Consider the following 18,439-nt stretch of genomic DNA (forward strand, 5'->3'; position numbering starts at 1 on the left):
TACAATGGGGCGGGGCGTGCTTTGGCTGTACGCGTCAGGCTTTGGCAGGATGATTGCCCAAATGCGTGGCAATTTCCGCGGCCAGACGTGCGTTGTTGCGCACCAGCGCGATATTCGCCGTCAGCGAGCGCCCCTCGGTCAGTTCGAAAATCCGTTGCAGCAAATAGGGCGTAACCCCCTTACCGCTGATGCCATGGGTGTCGGCATCCTGCGCTGCCTGCGCGATGATCGGGGCAAGGGTGTCGCGGTCGATCTCGGCGTCCTCTGGGATCGGGTTGGCGACCAGCTGACCACCGGGCAGGCCCATCGCCACGCGCATGGCGTGAGCGGCGGCGATGTCGGCAGCGTCGTCCATGCGCAAAGGTGCCTTGATGCCCGCGCTGCGCGACCAGAAGGCAGGCACATCGTCCTGCCCATAGGCGATGACGGGCACGCCTTGGGTTTCCAGCACTTCAAGCGTTTTGGCGATGTCGAGGATCGCCTTGGCCCCAGCGGCCACAACAGTCACGGGGGTTTGCGCCAATTCCAGCAGGTCTGCCGAGATGTCAAAGCTGCTTTCGGCCCCTTTGTGCACGCCGCCGATGCCGCCTGTGGCAAAGACGCTGATACCGGCCAGATTGGCGGCGATCATGGTGGCGGCCACGGTGGTCGCACCTGTACCACCCGTTGCCATGCAGGCGGCCATGTCGGCACGGCTCAGCTTGGCGACGTTCTTGGTCTGCGCCAATGCCTCAAGCTGTGTGTCGGTCAGGCCCACATGCAACGTGCCCTCGATCACGGCCATGGTCGCAGGTTCGGCCCCGCCTTGGCGCACGTCCTCTTCAACGGCGCGGGCCACTTCGATGTTCTGCGGATAAGGCATGCCATGGGTGATGATCGTGCTTTCCAGAGCCACAATCGGTTTGCCAGCGGCACGTGCGGCTTCCACCGCCGGAGAGAGGGTATAAAGGGTCATTCTGGGCCTTGTCCTGAAACGTAGGTGGCAGCAGCCTGCAATGCATCGGCAAGGGCCGTTTCGCGGGGCAGGCCGCGCAGTTCGGCGGCAATATGGGCCGCCATGAAAGTATCGCCTGCACCGGTGACGCGGGTCACAAGAACCTGCGGGGGCGTGGCACTGATGGTGCTGTCGCGGGTTGCTTCGCTGGCTTTTGCGCCGCCATCGGTGACCAGCACACGGGCCGCACCGCGCGCGATCAGCGCCTCGGCAGCGGTGGCCGAATCCTCGTACCGCGCACCGCACAGCAATCCGGCCTCTTCAAGGTTCACATACAGCGTGCCGCGCCCGTGCGTCAGGAACGGCCCCAAGCGCCGCGCCTTGCCCGGAGAAGCGGGGGCGACGCGCAGATCGGCCTGCGCCAGCAGAGGCGAGGACGCGATTTCGTCCAGCAGTTCGAAGGTCAGGTTCCCGTCCAGCGCCACCTGCCCCTGATAGGGGGCGTCGGGCGTGGCGAGCGTGCCATCCTTCAGAGGGCGCAGGATTTTTGCGCCCGCGCTTTCCAGTGAATGCGCATCGGCAATGGCCGCGATCAAGCCGTTTGCGCCCTCGACCGCCATATACTGGTCGGTGGGTAGGTCGTCCGAGCGGTACACCGTGTCGGTGATCATACCGCGCGCGATACAGGCCGCGATCAGCTCGTCCCCTTCGGAATCGCGCCCGATGGCGGTCAACAGGGCGGGGGTCAGGCCGAAACGGGCGCAGGTCATGGCGATATTCATCGCCACCCCGCCCGGCAGGCGGGTGATCCGTCCCGGCACGTCCGAGCCCTGCCGCATGGCAAGGGCAGCACGACCGATTACGTCCCAAAGGACCGAACCAATACACAAGATGTCAGGCGTTTTGTTCATATGCGCCTTCTTGCCGACGCCACGCGCCAGAGGCAAGGCCTAGCGTTGGGGAACCGCAAAGGTCAGCGCCGCCCAGAACGTATCCCAGACCGCCGTATCGCTGTCGCCTTGGGCAATGGGTTGCAAGGTGACTGCGTCGAACAGGTAGTGGTGACCGTTTTTGACGGGGATTTCCGCGATGCCATCGGCATCTGTGCGGTGCAGGGTGACGGCCACCTCGCCTTCGCGTACCTCTTCGAACACCTCGACCTGCGCGTCGGCCCGTGGCGCGCCATCCAGCAGCACCTGCACACGCATCATGCCGTCAAAGGCCGGATCATAGGGGTTGGTGAGGGCGACAAATTCCGTCTTCATGCCCACAGCGCGATCCGCGCCCAGCCCTTCGCCCACCGCAACCAGCGCCTTGGCGTGGCGGGTATAGCGTTCCTTGAACGGGGCGGGGGGAAAGCCGTTGGCCTCATGGCGGGCCTTAATGTCGGGGAAATTCTTGTGCTCGGCAAAGGCGACGAATTTTTCCCATTCGGAATAGGTAACAAAGGACGGCGTGGTTTCATGCACGATCCCCACCAGACCGCCCACCGGCGCAGGCACGGCCAATGCGGGGCGATCGCCCAAGCGGCCCTCGACAGGGCGCAGCGTGTCGCCTTGGATCACGTCGAAACGTGTGAAGTTTCGCGGAAAGAAGGCCAGCGAAGTGCCTTCGAAATTCTGCCCGTTCTTCAGGTCCGCCACGATGCGCCCGCTGGGGGGCACTTGATATGTCTCCGCTTCGATCCAGAATTCATGGGCAGTTGCAACACTTGCAAAGATAACGCACCAAGCAGTCAACAGAAGGCGGGAAAATGTCATGGTCAGAACCTTGTTTGAGTTACGTGTGAAGCTGCGGCATTGGCTGGTGATGTCAAGCCTGTGGCTGTTGATGAGTGCGACAATGGCCAGCGCGCATGAGGTTGTGCCGACGATTGCGGACCTCACGGTGCGCGACGATACCGCCCTAATCGAGATGCGCGTGAACATCGAGGCGCAGCTTTCGGGGATCGACCTTGATACCGTGGCAGACACGGATGCCGCTGAAAACGCTGGGAACTATGACAGCCTGCGTGCCTTGTCCAATGACGAGATCGCGGCAAGGGCGCAGGATCTGGTGGCGCAGTGGAACGCGGCGGGCCTGCTGCGCGCCGACGGGGCGCCGGTTGCGCTGGCGCTGGACGACGTGACCGTGCCGGACGTGGCGGATGGCGAATTGCCGCGCATTTCCGATCTGGTGCTGTCGGGCGCGCTGCCGGACGGGGCGCAGTCGATCACACTGGCTTGGCCCGATGGGGCGGGCGATTTTGTCCTGCGCCAGCAAGGGGTGGAGGAGCCGTTCACCGGCCTGATCGCGGGCGGCGAAAACTCGGGCGAGATCGCGCTGACAGGGGGCAATGCGGTCGGCGGTTGGCAGGCGTTCGGGGCCTATATTCCGGTCGGCTTTGATCACATCCTGCCAAAAGGGCTGGATCACATCTTGTTCGTGCTGGGCCTGTTCTTTCTATCCACACAACTGGGGCCGCTTTTGTGGCAGGTCTCGGCCTTTACACTGGCGCATACGGTGACACTGTCGCTTGGCGCGCTTGGGCTGGTGACAGTACCTGCGGCGATTGTGGAGCCGTTGATCGCGGCCTCGATCGTCTATGTCGCGGTCGAGAACATCTTTGCCCGCGGGCTGACGCGCTGGCGGCCCGTGGTAGTGTTCGGCTTTGGCCTGTTGCACGGGCTGGGCTTTGCATCGGTGCTGGGTGAATTCGGTCTGCCCGAGGGGCAGTTCATCCCCGCGCTGATCGGTTTCAACGTCGGTGTCGAGCTGGGCCAACTGGCGGTGATCGCCATGGCGGCGGCGCTGCTGTGGCTGGGGTGTTATGCTGCGCGCATGGCGCGGCTGAACGGGGTCGAGGAGATGGTGGCGGAATATCCGGTGATGTTCCGCGCGTGGTCCATGACCGGATCGCTGATCATCGCGCTAATCGCGGTCTACTGGGTGATCGAACGCACATTGCTGTAAGGGCAGGCTGGTCTGAGTGCGTGCGCCCGTGATCTACCGGCGCACGCGATTTGCGATCAGCGCAAGGGCGCTGTCAGCGCGGCAAGGGCAGCGACAGGGTCGTCGTGATCCCAGATCTCTTCGCCGATGCCAAAGAAGTCGGTGACGGGGGCAAGGCGTTCGATGGCCTCGACACTCAGCCCGCCTTCGGCAACGACAGGGACTTCGACCACGTCCGACCACCACTGGAACAGGTCGTCCTCTGCGCCGTCGGCATCCGCAACCGCTTTGACGGGGCCAAAGGCGATGTAATCAGCGCCCGCTTCGCCCGCGGACAGGCCATCGTGGCGCGATGTACCGCAGAAACTGCCGACAATCGCATCCGCCCCGAGCGCCTTGCGCGCATCGCGCACGGAGGCCTTGGCGCTGGACAGGTGCACGCCGTCCAGTCCCAGACGTTCGGCAAGGGCCGTGTGGTCAGCCACCACAAAGGCCACGTCGCGGGCATGGGCCACGGCGCGGCAGGCATCGGCGGCACGCGCGATGCGGTCCTCGTCATGGGTGGCCAGCGCCAGACGGATGCAGGCGATGTCATGGGCATCCAGCACCTGTGCGAGACGGTCGGGGAATGTCGACATCTCGATCACGGGCGGCGTGAGGAGGTAAAGTTGCGGCTGCTCGGGTTCGCTCATCATGGTCGTCCTTTTGCTTTGGCCGTTCTCTAGCGGATTGGCGGGGGATTGAAAACTTTTATGCCTGCGGCGCGCATATTTGAAGAACAATGAGGGGATTGTGGTTTTTGCCCGTGACGGGGTAGATGCGCCTATGACACCTACTTTTGTGCTGACGCGCCCCCAGATGGGCGAGAATATCGGGGCTGCGGCCCGTGCGATGCTGAATTTTGGCGTGGACCGGATGCGGATTGTGCATCCGCGCGACGGCTGGCCCAATCCGGCGGCTGTGGCGATGGCCAGCGGGGCAGGGCGTGTGCTGGACGGGGCCAGCGTGCACGACGATCTGGCGGGGGCCTTGGGAGACTGTACCTATGTCTATGCGACCACCGCGCGCCAGCGTGATCTGACCAAGGAGGTGCTGAGCCCCGAAGAGGCGATGCGTGATGCGGCGGCGCGGATCGGTGCGGGCCAGCATGTGGCGGTGATGTTCGGCCCCGAACGTGCAGGGCTGGAAAACGAGGATATCGCGCAGGCCAATGCGCTGATCTCGGTCCCTGTGAACCCCGAGTTTCCGTCGCTGAACCTTGCGCAATGTGTATTGCTGGTGGGGTATGAGTGGATGCGCGCCGCCGGTGATGTGACAGCACGCAGCACCGAGATGGCGGGCACCGACTGGGCCACGGGCGACGAGGTGGAGCATCTGGCCCGCCATTTTGAAGAACGTCTGGATGCGGCGGGGTTCTTTTTTCCCGAGCACAAGGCGGCGAGCATGAAGATCAACCTGCGCAATATGTGGAGCCGGATGCCGCTGACCCGCGCCGATGTGCAGACCCTGCACGGCATGCTGCGTCAGATGGTCCGCTGGGCAACACGCGGCTGACGCTGGACGCGGGCGGGGCGCGCCCCTACCTTGCGCAGTGAACTTACAGGATGAGGCTGGAATGGCGAAAAACCGCAGCATTTTCGAAGAGGTCGGCACCGCAGAGAAGCAGGTGATCGAGACAGGCGTGATCGACAAGGGACGGGGTGGCGCGCGGGGCGCGATCCGCGTCTGGTTGTGGATGCTGTTTGTACTGGTCGTAGCGATGATCGCGGTGGGCGGGTTGACCCGTTTGACCGACAGCGGCCTGTCGATCACCGAATGGCGGCCCTTTACGGGGGCGATCCCGCCGTTGAATGCAGCGGACTGGGCCTCCGAGTTTGCCAAATATCAGGCCATCGACGAATTCCGCATCCAGAACAGCTGGATGGAATTGTCGGATTTCAAGGTGATCTACTGGTGGGAATGGGGCCACAGGCAGTTGGGCCGCGTGGTCGGCCTTGTCTGGGCGATCGGCTTTTTCTGGTTCCTGCTGCGCCGCCAGATCCCGACAGGCTGGACGCTGCCCTTGCTGGGGATTGGCGCGTTGGGTGGCCTTCAGGGGGCGATCGGCTGGTGGATGGTGTCCAGCGGCGTGACCAGTGGCGAGGGCATGGTGGATGTGGCCAGCTACCGCTTGGCGACGCATCTGGGGCTGGCCTTTGTCATCCTCGGGTTCATTGCATGGTTCATCTATCACATGGGGCGCGATGCGCGGGATCTGATGCAGGCGCGGCGTGCGCGCGAGGCTAAGCTGTTTTCGATGTCCACGGGGCTGATGCATTTTGCCTTTCTGCAAATCCTTCTGGGCGCGCTGGTGGCAGGGATTGATGCGGGGCGCAGCTATACCGATTGGCCGCTGATGGGCGGGCAGGTGTTGCCGGCCTCGGCCTTTATGCTTGAGCCGTGGTGGCGCAACCTGTTCGAAAGTCCGGGCCTAGTGCAATTCGTGCACCGCGTGTCGGGCTATCTTCTGGCCGCATTCGCGGTGGTGGTCTGGCTGCGCGGGCGCAAATCGGCGCATCCCAACACGCGGTTCGCGTTCAACGCGGTGATGGCCGCGATGGCGCTGCAGATCGTGCTGGGCGTCGTGACGGTGCTGTATGGGGCACCATGGCAGGTGGCGATCCTGCACCAGTTCTTGGCGGTTGTGCTGTGGGCCTTGATCCTGCGCGCCCGTTTTCTGGCGGGCTATCCGCTGGCAACTTCAATACGGGGATAATGGCGCATGGCAGCCTATGATGAATTGATGGCGTTCGAGCATGACACACAGGCCCTCGGGCAGGTGGCGGGACGCTTGGGCTGGGATCAGGAAACGGTGATGCCGCGTGGCGCTGCCGACCAGCGGGCCGAGGAAATGGCCGCGATGGAGGCGGTGCTACATGCCCGCCGGACCGATCCGCGCGTGGGCGCGTGGCTGGCTGAGGTGGACGCAAAGGCGCTGGACCACGTCGGGCAGGCGCATATCCGCGAGATCACCCGCAGCTATGAACGCGCGAGCAAAGTGCCCGCCGAACTGGCCACGGCCATTGCGCGGCTGACCTCCAGCGCGCAGGGCAAATGGGCCGAGGCGCGCGCGGCGGATGACTATGCCGCTTTTGCGCCGGTGCTGGCCGAGGTCATTGCGCTGAAGCGCGAAGAGGGCGCGGCACTGGCCGATGGTGGCGATGTCTATGACGCGATGCTGGCCGATTACGAACCTGGCACCACTGCGCAGGATCTTGAGGCGATGTTCGGTGCCTTGCGCCCCGCGCTGACAGAGTTGCGCGCCGCCATTCTGGACAAACCAAGCCCCGCAGACGTGACCGGCACATTTGACGAAGCGGCACAGTTGAAGCTGAGCGAGACGCTTGCGCGCAGCTTTGGCTATGACACCGCGCATGGGCGGATCGACAAGGCAGTGCACCCGTTCTCGTCGGGCTCTGGCCTTGATGTGCGGATCACCACGCGGACCAATCCCGTTGATCCGTTCAACTGCTTTTACTCGACCATCCACGAGGTGGGCCATGCCTGTTACGAGCAGAATATCGACCGCGCCTATCTGCTGACGCCGCTGGGGCGCGGCGTGTCCATGGGCGTGCATGAAAGCCAGAGCCGCATCTACGAGAACCAGTTGGGCCGTAGCCGCGCCTATACCGGCTGGCTGTTCGGACAGATGCGCGATGCGTTCGGGGATTTCGGTATTGCGGATGAGGATGCGTTCTTTGCCGCCGTGAACCGCGTTTCGAACGGCTATATCCGGACCGAGGCGGACGAGGTGCAGTATAACCTGCATGTGCTGCTGCGCTTTGATCTGGAACGTGCGCTGATGTCGGGCGATCTGGCTGTGGCGGACCTTGAAGCAGCGTGGAACGACCGGTTTGCAGCCGATTTCGGCTATGCGGTGGACAAGCCGTCGCACGGGGTCTTGCAGGATGTGCATTGGTCAGTCGGGCTGTTCGGCTATTTCCCGACCTATAGTCTGGGCAACGTCTATGCCGGATGTCTGTACGAAGCGTTGCGTGCGGCCGTGCCGGATCTGGACGACCAGCTTGCACAGGGCGACACATCGGCAGCGACGGGCTGGTTGAAAGAGAACCTGCAGCAGCATGGCGGGCTTTATGAACCGCGCGAGGTGATTGCACGTGCCAGCGGGCAAGAGGCGGGGCCTGCGCCGCTGTTGTCCTATCTGCGCGCCAAGTTCGGGGCGATTTACGATCTGTAGGCTGTGACCTGAAAAGACGGTTTGTGATGTGAAAAAGCGCGCCCTGATCGGGGCGCGCTTTTTGGTTTTGGGTTGGTCTGGTGCTGCTTGGTTGGCAGGCACCAGTGCCGGTTGGAATGTCGGACCCTCCGGGGGGAGTATTTTTGACGAAAAGAAGGGTTTATTCTTCTTCGCTCTCCGCCTCGGACTGGTCGGCGATCCATGCGACGCTGACGACTTCCTCGGACTTGCCGGTGGTAAAGACCTTGACCCCGCCAGCGCTGCGCGAGCGGAAGCTGATCCCGTCCACGGGGACGCGGATTGACTGGCCTTTGGAGGTCGCGAGCATGATCTGGTCGTCCATTTCCACAGGGAAGGAGGCCACGATATCGCCGCCGCGCATGGCCTTGTCCATCGCCGTCACGCCCAAGCCGCCACGCCCGCGCACGGGGTAGTCGTGGCTGGAGGACAGTTTGCCCGACCCTTTGGACGTGATCGTGAGGATCAGGTTCTCGGCCGCGGACATTTCGGCATAGCGTGCCTGATCGATGGTGGCGTTTGCGTTCGCTTCCTCGTCATCGGAGGCGTCCACATCATCTGCAAGGCCCGCAACCGCACGGCGCATTTTCAGATAGGCAGAGCGTTCGTCGCTGGTCGCATCGAAGTGGCGGATGATCGACATGGACACGACCTTGTCCGAGCCCGACAGCTTGATGCCGCGCACCCCGACAGAGTTGCGCGAGTTGAACACGCGTACATCGGTGGCAGGGAAGCGGATCGCGCGGCCCGAATTGGTGACCAGCATCACATCGTCATCGTTGGAGGCGATGCGCGCGTTGATCAGTGTCGTGTCGGCGTGGTCGTCCTCGAACTTCATCGCGATCTTGCCGTTGCGCATGACGTTGGTGAAATCCGACAGCTTGTTGCGCCGCACGGTACCGGCAGAGGTGGCAAAAACGACTTGCAGATCGTCCCATTCGTCCTCGGCGCGGTCGACCGGCATGATTGCCGCCACGGACACGCCGGTCGGGATCGGCAGGATGTTCACAATCGCCTTGCCCTTGGACGTGCGGCCCCCTTGCGGCAGTCGCCATGTCTTGAGCTTGTAGACCATGCCATCGGTGGTGAAGAACAGCAGTTGCGTGTGGGTGTTGGCCACGAAGAGGGTGGTGATCACATCCTCTTCCTTGGTGGCCATGCCGGACACGCCTTTGCCGCCGCGCTTCTGGCTGCGGAAATCGGCCAGCGGGGTGCGTTTGATATAGCCGCCGGAGGTCACGGTCACGACCATGTCCTCACGCTCGATCAGGTCCTCGTCTTCCATGTCGCCGGACCAGTCGACGATCTCGGTGCGACGGGGCACGGCGAAAAGCTCTTTGGTTTCGGCGAGTTCACTGGCGATGATGCCCATGATCCGCTCGCGGGAGCCAAGGATTTCGAGGTATTCCTTGATCTTGCCTGCCAGTTCTTCCAACTCGTCCGTGACTTCCTTGACCCCGATCTGGGTCAGGCGCTGCAAGCGCAGTTCCAGAATGGCGCGGGCTTGGGTTTCGGACAGGTTATAGGTGCCGTCGTCATTGGCCGTATGGGTCGGATCGTCGATCAGCGCGATATATTGCAGAATGTCGCGGGCGGGCCAGCGGCGCTCCATCAGCTTGAACCGCGCCTCGGCGGCATCGGCGGACTGACGGATCGTGGCAACCACCTCGTCGATATTGGTGACAGCAACGGCCAGACCGCACAGGATGTGGCTGCGTTCGCGCGCCTTGCGCAACTCGAACGCGGTGCGGCGTGCCACGACATCCTCACGGAAGTCGATGAAAGAAGTAAGGAACCGGCGCAGGGTCAACTGCTCGGGCCGGCCACCGTTCAGCGCCAGCATGTTGCAGCCGAAATAGACCTGCATCGGGGTAAAGCGGAATAGCTGGTTCAGCACCACCTCGGCAGTGGCGTCACGCTTGAGCTCGACCACCACGCGCACACCGTTGCGGTCGGATTCGTCCTGCACGTGGGCGATGCCTTCGATCTTCTTGTCGCGTGCGGCTTCCGCAATACGCTCAATCATCGTGGCCTTGTTTACCTGATAGGGAATCTCATCAATAACAATGGCATAACGGTCTTTCCTCACCTCCTCGACGCGGGTCTTGGAGCGGATAATGACGCTGCCGCGCCCCTCAAGGTAGGCTTTGCGCGCGCCGGTGCGGCCCAGCATAATGCCGCCTGTGGGGAAGTCGGGGCCCGGCACATATTCGATCAACTGCTCCGACGTCAGGTCCGGATCCTCGATCAACGCAAGGCAGGCATCGACGACTTCGCCAAGGTTGTGTGGCGGGATGTTGGTGGCCATACCGACCGCAATACCACCCGCGCCATTGACCAGCATGTTGGGAAAGCGCGCAGGCAGAACCGTCGGTTCACGGTCCTTGCCGTCATAGTTGTCCTGAAAATCGACGGTTTCCTTGTCGATATCGGCCAGCATAAAGGCCGCAGGCTTGTCCATGCGCACTTCTGTATAACGCATGGCCGCCGCGTTATCGCCGTCCATCGAGCCAAAGTTGCCCTGACCGTCCAGCAAAGGCAGCGACATCGAAAAATCCTGCGCCATCCGCACCAGCGCGTCATAGATCGCGCTGTCACCGTGGGGGTGGTATTTACCCATCACGTCGCCCACAGGGCGGGCCGATTTACGGTAGGATTTGTCATGCGTGTTGCCGGTTTCGTGCATCGCATAAAGGATGCGCCGGTGCACAGGTTTCAGCCCGTCGCGCAGATCGGGAATGGCGCGGCTGACAATGACGGACATCGCATAATCCAGATAGGACGTGCGCATTTCATGTTCGATGGAAACCGACGGTCCGTCATATGCGGGCCGCTCTGGCGTCATTTCATCATCATTTTCAGGTGGTTGCGGCGTGTCGTTCACGTTGATCTGCCCGTTCTTTGCGTCGGTCTATATGTTGCGATGAACCCTATCAGAAACCGCAGATAAGGTGCAACGCCTGACCGCACCCGCTGTTAGCAGCCGCGGATGATCGGTGCTAATTAATTGTTTTTGTTGATTATTAATCTTTGTCGGGGTCAGATAGGGAAAAAGCAGCAAAAGAGGCGCAAAATGACGGAGCGTAGCGAGACCGAACTGATGCTGAAAGGCTACGGGCTGACCACGGCGGAATTCTTCTACCGGATGCCCGATTACACCCATGTGTTGAACACGTTTATCTGGCAGGATTACGACCTTGCCCCCGATCACCCCAAGCTGTTCGAATTTATCGACTTCTGGAAGGCCGAGATTGAGGGCCCGCTGCATTCCGTGCGCTTTTCGCACCGCAAAATGCTCTCATCCGGGGAATGGCGCAATGTGACGGGCGAATTCACCCTGCACTGATCGCGCGCGGTCCATCCTTCTCTGTTCAAAAAAATCCCGGGGGAGGCGCAGCCGGGGGCAGAGCCCCCTCAACCACCAATCACGCAGAACAGGACGCGCCGCCAAGTACACAGAACTTGGCGCAATGGGGGTGGTTCAACGATACTTCCGCCTCGGCCTCGGCCAGCGTCCCGCCCAGTTCGAACTGCGGATCATAGGGCAGCAAGGTGCAGGCCAGCACCGCAGGGGCCTCGGCCCCCTTACGCTTCACCACCATCCGCGACGAGGCGCACATTACCGCCTCGGGATGTTTGTTGAGGATCGACCAGCATTGCGTTGTAATTTCAGGAACTTCTACGTTTTCGTCCATCTCTGGAAACAGCACGGTCATGGACGGATCCTGCGCGTCGATGTCCCAGCCATGGCGCGCAAACAGGGCGGCATAGCCCGCGCGCGCTTCGGCCTCGCTCTCGGCCATTTCGATTCGTCCTGCCACGGCCATCCGCGCCGCGACCGAGGCAAGGAATGCCATCCCGCGCATGGTCTTCTCGAATGCGCCGGTGCCGCGCTCGGCGTCGTGCACGGCGGCGGCGTGGTGGTCCAGGCTTACGCGGAAGGTCAGCTTGTCGCCATAGCGCGCGACCAGATCGGCAATGCCGACCTTGATCTTGGGCCGCATCATCGGGGCCATCGCGTTGGTCAGGACCAGCACGTCATATCCGCGCGCAAGGCTGCGTTCCAGCATCTCAAGGCACGCGGGGTTCATGAACGGCTCGCCGCCCGTGAACGCGATTTCACGCACGTTCCATGTGCGCGCTTCCAGCTGGTCAAGGTAATCGCTCACCTCGTCCGCGGTCAGATAGACCAGCGCGTCGTTGGTGGGCGAGCTTTCGATATAGCAGTTGGTGCAGGTGATGTTGCACAGGGTGCCGGTGTTGAACCACAGGGTTTCGGGCTTGCTCAGCGCCACTTTGGCCCGCGCTTCACCCTTGGCCGTCACATCGGGGTCTTGGAATTTTCCGATATTGGCTAGGTCTTTCATCGCGGCACATCCGAATTATCGTGAAACTTGAGCTATTGCTAAGCCGATATCCACCATAACAAAACCCGCCCCATGACGGGCTGACGCCTTTGTGATAGGCACACAACCAGAACCATGCGCGCCGCCCTGTTTCATGCGTTGAGGTCAGCAGGGAATATGGTATGTTTGCGCAAACATCTTAAGGAGCACTGATTATGGTGTCGCGCGTCATTCCGGTCGAACCCTTCGATCTGGTGATCTTCGGGGGGACAGGCGATCTGGCCCGCCGCAAGATTCTGCCTGGCCTGTTCCGGCGTTTTTGTGCCGGTCAAATGCCGCCCGAGGCGCAGATCATCGGTGCTGCGCGCAGCGATATGGATGCCGAGGGCTATCGCGATTTTGTGGCCGAGGCGATTGCCGAATTCGGCGGGGAAGAGGTCGAGGACAAGGACCAGCTGGCCGCGTTCCGCGATCGTCTGCACTATGTGCCGATTGATGCGCGCGGGGAAAGCGGGTGGCCCGAACTGGCCGCGCTGATCCGCCCCGACATGGTGCATGCCTTTTACTTCTCGGTCGCGCCCAGCCTGTTCGGCGATCTGGCCGAACGTCTGAACCAGCATGGCCTGACCGATGACGACAGCCGCATCGTGGTGGAAAAACCCTTTGGTCGTGACCTTGCTTCGGCCAAGGCGCTGAACCGCGATCTGGCGGCCTATTTCGACGAAAGCCAGATCTACCGGATCGACCACTATCTGGGCAAGGAAACCGTGCAGAACCTGATGGCGGTGCGCTTTGGCAACATGCTGTTCGAACCGCTCTGGAACAGCCAGTATGTCGACCACATCCAGATCACCGTTGCGGAAACCGTCGGTGTCGGGGGCAGGGGTGAATATTACGACAAGTCCGGTGCGATGCGCGATATGGTGCAAAACCACCTGATGCAGCTTTTGTGCCTGATCGCGATGGAACCGCCTAGCAAGTTTGACCCCGACGCGGTGCGCGATGAAAAGCTGAAAGTGATCCGCGCCCTTGATCCGGTCGAGCCGCACCAGATCGTGCGCGGCCAGTATGATGCCGGTGCCGAAGGCCCCAGCTACCGCGAAGAGGTCAACGACCCGCGTTCGCGCACCGAAAGCTACATCGCAATGAAGCTGGGCGTCAGCAACTGGCGGTGGGCCGGCACACCGTTCTACCTGCGCACGGGCAAACGCCTCAAGGCGCGCAGTAGCGAGATCACCGTGGTGTTCAAAGCGCTCAACCACTCCATCTTTGGCGAGCAGGAGGACCACCGCAATGTGCTGTCGATCCGCTTGCAACCGAACGAAGGGATGACCCTTGGCGTCACGATCAAGGAACCCGGTCCGGGCGGTATGCGCCTGATCGACGTGCCGCTGGACATGTCCTTTGCCGATGCTTTGGGCCCTGATGGCGCGGACCAGACCGACGCTTATGAACGGCTGATCATGGATGTGATCCGTGGCAACCAGACCCTGTTCATGCGCGGTGACGAGGTCGAAGCCGCATGGGCGTGGACCGATCCGATCATCAACGGCTGGGACGCCCGTGGCGATGTCCCCAAAACCTATGACAGCGGCAGCGAAGGCCCTGTCGATGCGGTCCAGCTTCTGGCCCGTGACACCCGAGTTTGGCGCAAGGTGGCCCCATGAACATTCAGGAATATGCTGACCGCGAAATGCTGGCCATGGGGCTGGCGGACGTTCTGGCAGGCGAGTTGAAGAACGCGCTTTTGTCCCATGACACCGTGTCCTTCGTTGTGCCGGGTGGCACGACTCCGGGGCCGATTTTCGACAGCCTGTGTGCCGCCGACCTCGACTGGTCGCGGGTGCATGTAATGCTGTCGGACGAACGCTGGGTGCCAGAGGATCACGACCGCTCCAACGCCAAACTGCTTAAGGAGCGGCTGTTCGTGGACCGTGCGGCGGCAGCCCACTTCGTACCGTTCCATGTCGAGGGGCTGACCCCCGCCGAGGCAGCGCCCGACCTGTCGGACAAGCTGGCCGATAAAATGCCGATCTCGCTGCTGTTGCTGGGCATGGGCGCGGATATGCACACCGCCTCGCTGTTCCCCGGGGCCGAGGGGCTGGCCGCCATGCTGGCCGAAGACGCGCCGTTGGTCGTGCCGGTTTCGGTCGAAGGGCAGGAGCCGCGGATTTCCTTCTCCGGTCCGGCGCTGGATGACGCGATGGCCAAGCACCTTGTGATCTATGGCAGCGAGAAGCGCGAGGCCCTGATGGCGGCGCGCAACCTTGATCCTGAAACCGCCCCGATCCGTGCGGTGATGGACGGCATGACAGTGCACTGGGCGGAGTAAGAGACATGTGGGACGCACTAAAATCCAAAGCCGACGCTGTCGCGCAGCGCAAAATCCTCGACCTGTTTGACGACGCCCGTGCGGATGATTTCGCGGTACAAACGCAGCATATGCGCTTTGACTATTCCAAGACGAATATCGACGCTGAAACCCGCGCCATGTTGCTGGACCTGGCCGACAAGGCAGGCGTCACCGCCCGCCGCGACGCGATGTTCAACGGCGAGAAGATCAACGAGACCGAAGGCCGCGCCGTGCTGCACACTGCGCTGCGCAACCTTGATGGCGACGCGATCATGGTCGACGGGCAGGATGTGATGCCCGAGGTTTTGGCAACGCTGGACCGCATGTCAGACTATGCCAACGAGGTGCGCGCCAGCGCCATCACCGATGTGGTCAATATCGGTATCGGCGGCTCCGACCTTGGCCCCGCGATGGCGGTACAGGCGCTGTCGCCCTATCGCGACGGCCCGCGTTGCCACTTCGTGTCCAACGTCGATGGCGCGCATATTGCCGACATCCTGCGTGATCTGGACGCCAAAACGACGCTGGTGATTGTCGCCTCCAAAACCTTCACCACCATCGAAACCATGACCAATGCGCGCACCGCGCGGGCGTGGATGCTGGACCATGGCGGCGACCCTGCCGAACAGTTCTGCGCCTTGTCCACAAGTGCGGAAAAGACGGCCGAATTCGGTATTCCCGCGTCCCGCGTTTTCGGGTTCGAGGATTGGGTCGGCGGGCGCTATTCGCTTTGGGGGCCGATCGGCCTGTCGATCATGCTGGCCATCGGGCCGGACGGTTTTCGCGCCTTCCTGCGCGGTGGGCAGGACATGGATCGCCATTTCCAAGCTGCCGAAGGGGCCGACAACATGCCGCTGATGCTGGCCTTGGTCGGCGTCTGGCACCGTCAGGTCATCGGCCACGCCACCCGCGCTGTGCTGCCCTATGACCAGCGGCTGGGCCAGTTGCCCGCCTATCTGCAACAGCTTGAAATGGAATCGAACGGCAAATCGGTCGGCATGGACGGCAGCCCCTTGCCCGTGGACAGCGGCCCCGTGGTCTGGGGCGCGCCGGGTACCAACGGGCAGCACGCGTTCTACCAGTTGATCCACCAAGGCACCTCGGTCATTCCCTGCGAATTCATGGTCGCCGCCAACGGGCACGAGGACGACCTGAAACACCACCACGACCTGCTGGTCGCCAACTGCTTTGCCCAGTCCGAGGCGCTGCTCAAGGGCCGCGATCTGGACGAGGCGCGCAGCAAGGCCGCAGGCAAATTCGAAGGACCCGAGCTGGAACGTCAGGCCGCCCACCGCGTCTTTGCGGGCAACCGCCCCTCGACCACGCTGATCTACCCCAAACTGGACCCGTTCACGCTGGGCCAGATCATCGCGCTCTATGAACACCGCGTCTTTGTCGAAGGCGTGATCCTCGGCATCAACTCCTATGACCAATGGGGCGTGGAACTAGGCAAGGAACTGGCCACCGCCCTGCAACCCGTGATCGAAGGCACCGCCAGCGCAACCGGCAAAGACGGCTCCACCCAAGCGCTGGTCAACTACCTGCACACCCACCGCGCCTGAGGGGGCGCGCTGCGGGAAGGGTCTTTGCGGGGTCTGGTACGGATGGGGTCGAGGCCCGAAGCGGCGGGACCGCTTCGGGTGGTTTTGTATTTCTGCATGAAGAATTTAGGCGGAGGAAAGGTTCAACCACTTTTCGGCCCGCTCCGGACATTTACCACGATAGTTATCGCCACGATGCAGCTTTCGTAAACCGGTCATTTACGACCCCGGGCAGCTTCGTCAGGCATGTTATCACCAGCAGTGCGTGACGAATCTGACCTCCGGCACCACGGCGGACTTCCCTTTCACGCGTTCAGGAGCGGGCCTAAATTGTAGAAGTCATTCCGACCAGACCGCGCGGCATCGCATTCCCAAGACGACATGACCCTGCCCATTGATCGGCCAGGCGGGCTTCCATGCAATCTCTCAGATGTGGCCATCTGGGTCGCCGATCCGCCGCCAAAGGCCGTCCTGGGGCGGAGCATTGGACACCCTTGTAGCATGAGCAGATATTCACTGGGTCGATACATGGCCTCGGTGACGGTTGCCAAGAAGCCGCCTCTGGTGATTAGATCGCGGTGGCTTGATAGATAGCCACTGAAAATGAGGTGAAGCGTGAAGTCAAAGTTTTTGGGCTATTTTAAGCTGAACGATGAACAGGTCAAAGAGATTTGGGCCAATGGTGTGTTCGTCTTCGACGCAAATACCCTTCTGAATATGTACAGGTATTCGGACACAACGCGAGATGCACTGTTCTCTCAATTCGAAAGGATCAAAGGCCGAGTTTGGCTACCTCATCAAGCTGGTGTCGAGTTCTTTCGAAATCGGATAACCGTTATTGCGGACCAGAAGAAAACTTACGACGACATGAAGCGTGATCTGACATCCATCAAGCGTCAGTTCTCGACTGAGCGAGGGCACCCTTTTATCTCAGCGGATAGCGCAAACAAGCTAGAAGAAACGATTACGAAAATTGAGCAGGAGCTCGATGCAAGTGGTCAGACAATCGAACAGCGTATGACGCAAGACGATGTACTGGACCGATTAGCCGAGATTTTTGATGATCGGTCGGGAGATGAATTCGATGAAGACACGATGAAGGCTCTCTTTGAGGAAGGTGAAGACCGATACAATCGCAAAGTTCCGCCCGGCTATATGGACGCCGCTAAAGTGAAAGACCCACAGACTCCAGACGATAAGCGGAGGCTTTACGGAGACTTCGTTCTGTGGCGTCAGACTTTGGAAATGGCGAAAGCCGACGATAAGCACGTCGTGTTTGTGACGGATGACCGAAAAGAAGATTGGTGGTTGGAGAAAAGTGGAAAAACCATCTCGCCCAGGCCCGAATTGATTGCGGAGTTTAACAGGTTCACCGGCAAGCATGTGAAGTTTTATACTCCTGACAGTTTCGTGGCGGTTGCAAGCGGCTACATCGGCGGGAAAATATCGGATGGAGCCATTGACGAAGTTCGTGCAGCTGAGACCGCTAAGCACGAGAATGCTCTTGCAAGCTACGCCGCCGGTCTGCGCGGGCGAAATGAGTTTGAGGACCTGGGTGAACACGATAGGTTTCTGTATCATCGTGAACGCGAAAGGTCCCTGAGATACCACAGAAACGCTTTACGCCATGGCAAACATATAGCCGATGGTGATCGGAGCGATATGATATCGTTGGCAGACATTGAGAAGTTTGGTCGGTACGGAGACGATATTTCTACAGAAAGGACCAATGAGGTTGGGCGCCGCCGATCGGCCGTTCTATTAGAACAGGCTCGTGAGCTGAGAATGGAGGTGGCGGCGGCGTTGGAGGCACGAGATTACGCTCGGGAAAAGCTTGGGAAATCCTCGGCCGCTAATAGAAAGAGATTAATGAAAGACCTAATAGCGGCGACTGAACACGTACAAATGCTAGAATATCGACTCGCCGAAATTTCCAATTTGATTTCGCGCTCTGAGTCTGATGAGTAGTGGTTATCTAAGTGTTCGCGCTGCGTTCATGAGAGTGAGTAATAGGTGCGTAAAATCAGTTTTTGGATCCGTTTCAGGGTGCATTTCCCAAATTCCGGTAAGAAGTCTTTT

General features: G+C 61.2%; 15 protein-coding genes. 9 read left to right on the forward strand and 6 right to left on the reverse strand.

Features of this window, described 5'->3' with window-relative positions; genetic code table 11:
• Nucleotides 1–34: 34 nt before the first annotated feature.
• Genes AC6GQJ_RS01545 through AC6GQJ_RS01555 form a run of 3 tightly spaced genes read right to left on the reverse strand, consistent with a single transcriptional unit; the run spans nt 35 to nt 2,694 of the window.
• A complete protein-coding gene (locus tag AC6GQJ_RS01545) occupies nt 35–955 on the reverse strand; it encodes a pseudouridine-5'-phosphate glycosidase (protein ID WP_500771087.1) in 921 nt (306 codons plus the stop codon).
• On the reverse strand, nt 952–1,845 hold the full coding sequence (locus AC6GQJ_RS01550) for a PfkB family carbohydrate kinase (RefSeq protein ID WP_500771089.1): 894 nt from the start codon (nt 1,843–1,845) through the stop codon (nt 952–954). The genes AC6GQJ_RS01545 and AC6GQJ_RS01550 overlap by 4 nt, the downstream gene beginning before the upstream one ends.
• A 39-nt stretch (nt 1,846–1,884) precedes the next feature.
• A complete protein-coding gene (locus tag AC6GQJ_RS01555) occupies nt 1,885–2,694 on the reverse strand; it encodes a DUF4198 domain-containing protein (protein ID WP_500771091.1) in 810 nt (269 codons plus the stop codon).
• On the opposite strand from AC6GQJ_RS01555, the gene AC6GQJ_RS01560 reads away from it, so the two are divergent.
• Nucleotides 2,693–3,886: a HupE/UreJ family protein gene (locus AC6GQJ_RS01560; protein WP_500771093.1), complete on the forward strand. Its 1,194-nt coding sequence runs from the start codon at nt 2,693–2,695 to the stop codon at nt 3,884–3,886. The two genes, AC6GQJ_RS01555 and AC6GQJ_RS01560, sit on opposite strands and share 2 nt — an antisense overlap.
• A gap of 56 nt (nt 3,887–3,942) precedes the next feature.
• On the opposite strand, the gene AC6GQJ_RS01565 is transcribed toward AC6GQJ_RS01560, so the two are convergent.
• Complete coding sequence (locus AC6GQJ_RS01565) at nt 3,943–4,557, reverse strand: thiamine phosphate synthase (protein WP_500771095.1); 615 nt, start codon at nt 4,555–4,557, stop codon at nt 3,943–3,945.
• Between the two features lie 133 nt (nt 4,558–4,690).
• On the opposite strand from AC6GQJ_RS01565, the gene AC6GQJ_RS01570 reads away from it, so the two are divergent.
• From AC6GQJ_RS01570 to AC6GQJ_RS01580, 3 genes are all read left to right on the forward strand, one after another.
• Entirely contained in the window at nt 4,691–5,419 is a 729-nt protein-coding gene (locus AC6GQJ_RS01570; RefSeq protein ID WP_500771097.1) for an RNA methyltransferase, read from the forward strand.
• Nucleotides 5,420–5,480: 61 nt separating this feature from the next.
• Nucleotides 5,481–6,620, forward strand: coding sequence for a heme A synthase (gene ctaA / locus AC6GQJ_RS01575; protein ID WP_500771099.1), 1,140 nt, complete (start codon nt 5,481–5,483; stop codon nt 6,618–6,620).
• Nucleotides 6,621–6,626: 6 nt separating this feature from the next.
• The gene (locus AC6GQJ_RS01580; RefSeq protein WP_500771101.1) at nt 6,627–8,102 is read left to right on the forward strand and encodes a carboxypeptidase M32; all 1,476 of its coding nucleotides are present in this window, start codon (nt 6,627–6,629) and stop codon (nt 8,100–8,102) included.
• A 160-nt stretch (nt 8,103–8,262) separates the two neighbouring features.
• Here AC6GQJ_RS01580 and gyrA read toward each other — a convergent pair whose 3' ends face one another.
• A complete protein-coding gene (gene gyrA / locus AC6GQJ_RS01585) occupies nt 8,263–11,004 on the reverse strand; it encodes a DNA gyrase subunit A (RefSeq protein WP_500771103.1) in 2,742 nt (913 codons plus the stop codon).
• A gap of 189 nt (nt 11,005–11,193) precedes the next feature.
• On the opposite strand from gyrA, the gene AC6GQJ_RS01590 reads away from it, so the two are divergent.
• Nucleotides 11,194–11,466, forward strand: a complete 273-nt coding sequence (locus AC6GQJ_RS01590) for an usg protein (protein ID WP_500771105.1) — start codon at nt 11,194–11,196, stop codon at nt 11,464–11,466.
• Nucleotides 11,467–11,545: 79 nt separating this feature from the next.
• On the opposite strand, the gene AC6GQJ_RS01595 is transcribed toward AC6GQJ_RS01590, so the two are convergent.
• Nucleotides 11,546–12,487: a radical SAM protein gene (locus AC6GQJ_RS01595; protein ID WP_500771107.1), complete on the reverse strand. Its 942-nt coding sequence runs from the start codon at nt 12,485–12,487 to the stop codon at nt 11,546–11,548.
• A gap of 194 nt (nt 12,488–12,681) precedes the next feature.
• Here AC6GQJ_RS01595 and zwf point away from each other — a divergent pair, with 194 nt between their 5' ends.
• The 4 genes from zwf (at nt 12,682) to AC6GQJ_RS01615 (ending at nt 18,328) form a co-directional block, all read left to right on the forward strand.
• A complete protein-coding gene (zwf, locus tag AC6GQJ_RS01600) occupies nt 12,682–14,133 on the forward strand; it encodes a glucose-6-phosphate dehydrogenase (RefSeq protein WP_500771109.1) in 1,452 nt (483 codons plus the stop codon).
• The gene (gene pgl, locus AC6GQJ_RS01605) at nt 14,130–14,798 is read left to right on the forward strand and encodes a 6-phosphogluconolactonase (RefSeq protein ID WP_500771111.1); all 669 of its coding nucleotides are present in this window, start codon (nt 14,130–14,132) and stop codon (nt 14,796–14,798) included. The genes zwf and pgl overlap by 4 nt, the downstream gene beginning before the upstream one ends.
• A 5-nt stretch (nt 14,799–14,803) precedes the next feature.
• Nucleotides 14,804–16,381, forward strand: coding sequence for a glucose-6-phosphate isomerase (pgi, locus tag AC6GQJ_RS01610; protein WP_500771113.1), 1,578 nt, complete (start codon nt 14,804–14,806; stop codon nt 16,379–16,381).
• A 594-nt stretch (nt 16,382–16,975) separates the two neighbouring features.
• Nucleotides 16,976–18,328: a PIN-like domain-containing protein gene (locus tag AC6GQJ_RS01615; RefSeq protein ID WP_500771115.1), complete on the forward strand. Its 1,353-nt coding sequence runs from the start codon at nt 16,976–16,978 to the stop codon at nt 18,326–18,328.
• Nucleotides 18,329–18,439: the final 111 nt, after the last annotated feature.

The organism is Tateyamaria sp. 7Alg 36 (assembly GCF_059882455.1).

Excerpts from the sequence above, each read along its gene's own strand:
- AC6GQJ_RS01545 (WP_500771087.1), bottom strand. The coding sequence starts at position 955 with ATGACCCTTTATACCCTCTCTCCGGCGGTGGAAGCCGCACGTGCCGCT.
- AC6GQJ_RS01550 (WP_500771089.1), bottom strand. The coding sequence starts at position 1,845 with ATGAACAAAACGCCTGACATCTTGTGTATTGGTTCGGTCCTTTGGGAC.
- AC6GQJ_RS01560 (WP_500771093.1), top strand. The coding sequence starts at position 2,693 with ATGGTCAGAACCTTGTTTGAGTTACGTGTGAAGCTGCGGCATTGGCTG.
- AC6GQJ_RS01555 (WP_500771091.1), bottom strand. The coding sequence starts at position 2,694 with ATGACATTTTCCCGCCTTCTGTTGACTGCTTGGTGCGTTATCTTTGCA.
- AC6GQJ_RS01565 (WP_500771095.1), bottom strand. The coding sequence starts at position 4,557 with ATGAGCGAACCCGAGCAGCCGCAACTTTACCTCCTCACGCCGCCCGTG.
- AC6GQJ_RS01570 (WP_500771097.1), top strand. The coding sequence starts at position 4,691 with ATGACACCTACTTTTGTGCTGACGCGCCCCCAGATGGGCGAGAATATC.
- ctaA (WP_500771099.1), top strand. The coding sequence starts at position 5,481 with ATGGCGAAAAACCGCAGCATTTTCGAAGAGGTCGGCACCGCAGAGAAG.
- AC6GQJ_RS01580 (WP_500771101.1), top strand. The coding sequence starts at position 6,627 with ATGGCAGCCTATGATGAATTGATGGCGTTCGAGCATGACACACAGGCC.
- AC6GQJ_RS01590 (WP_500771105.1), top strand. The coding sequence starts at position 11,194 with ATGACGGAGCGTAGCGAGACCGAACTGATGCTGAAAGGCTACGGGCTG.
- AC6GQJ_RS01595 (WP_500771107.1), bottom strand. The coding sequence starts at position 12,487 with ATGAAAGACCTAGCCAATATCGGAAAATTCCAAGACCCCGATGTGACG.
- zwf (WP_500771109.1), top strand. The coding sequence starts at position 12,682 with ATGGTGTCGCGCGTCATTCCGGTCGAACCCTTCGATCTGGTGATCTTC.
- pgl (WP_500771111.1), top strand. The coding sequence starts at position 14,130 with ATGAACATTCAGGAATATGCTGACCGCGAAATGCTGGCCATGGGGCTG.
- pgi (WP_500771113.1), top strand. The coding sequence starts at position 14,804 with ATGTGGGACGCACTAAAATCCAAAGCCGACGCTGTCGCGCAGCGCAAA.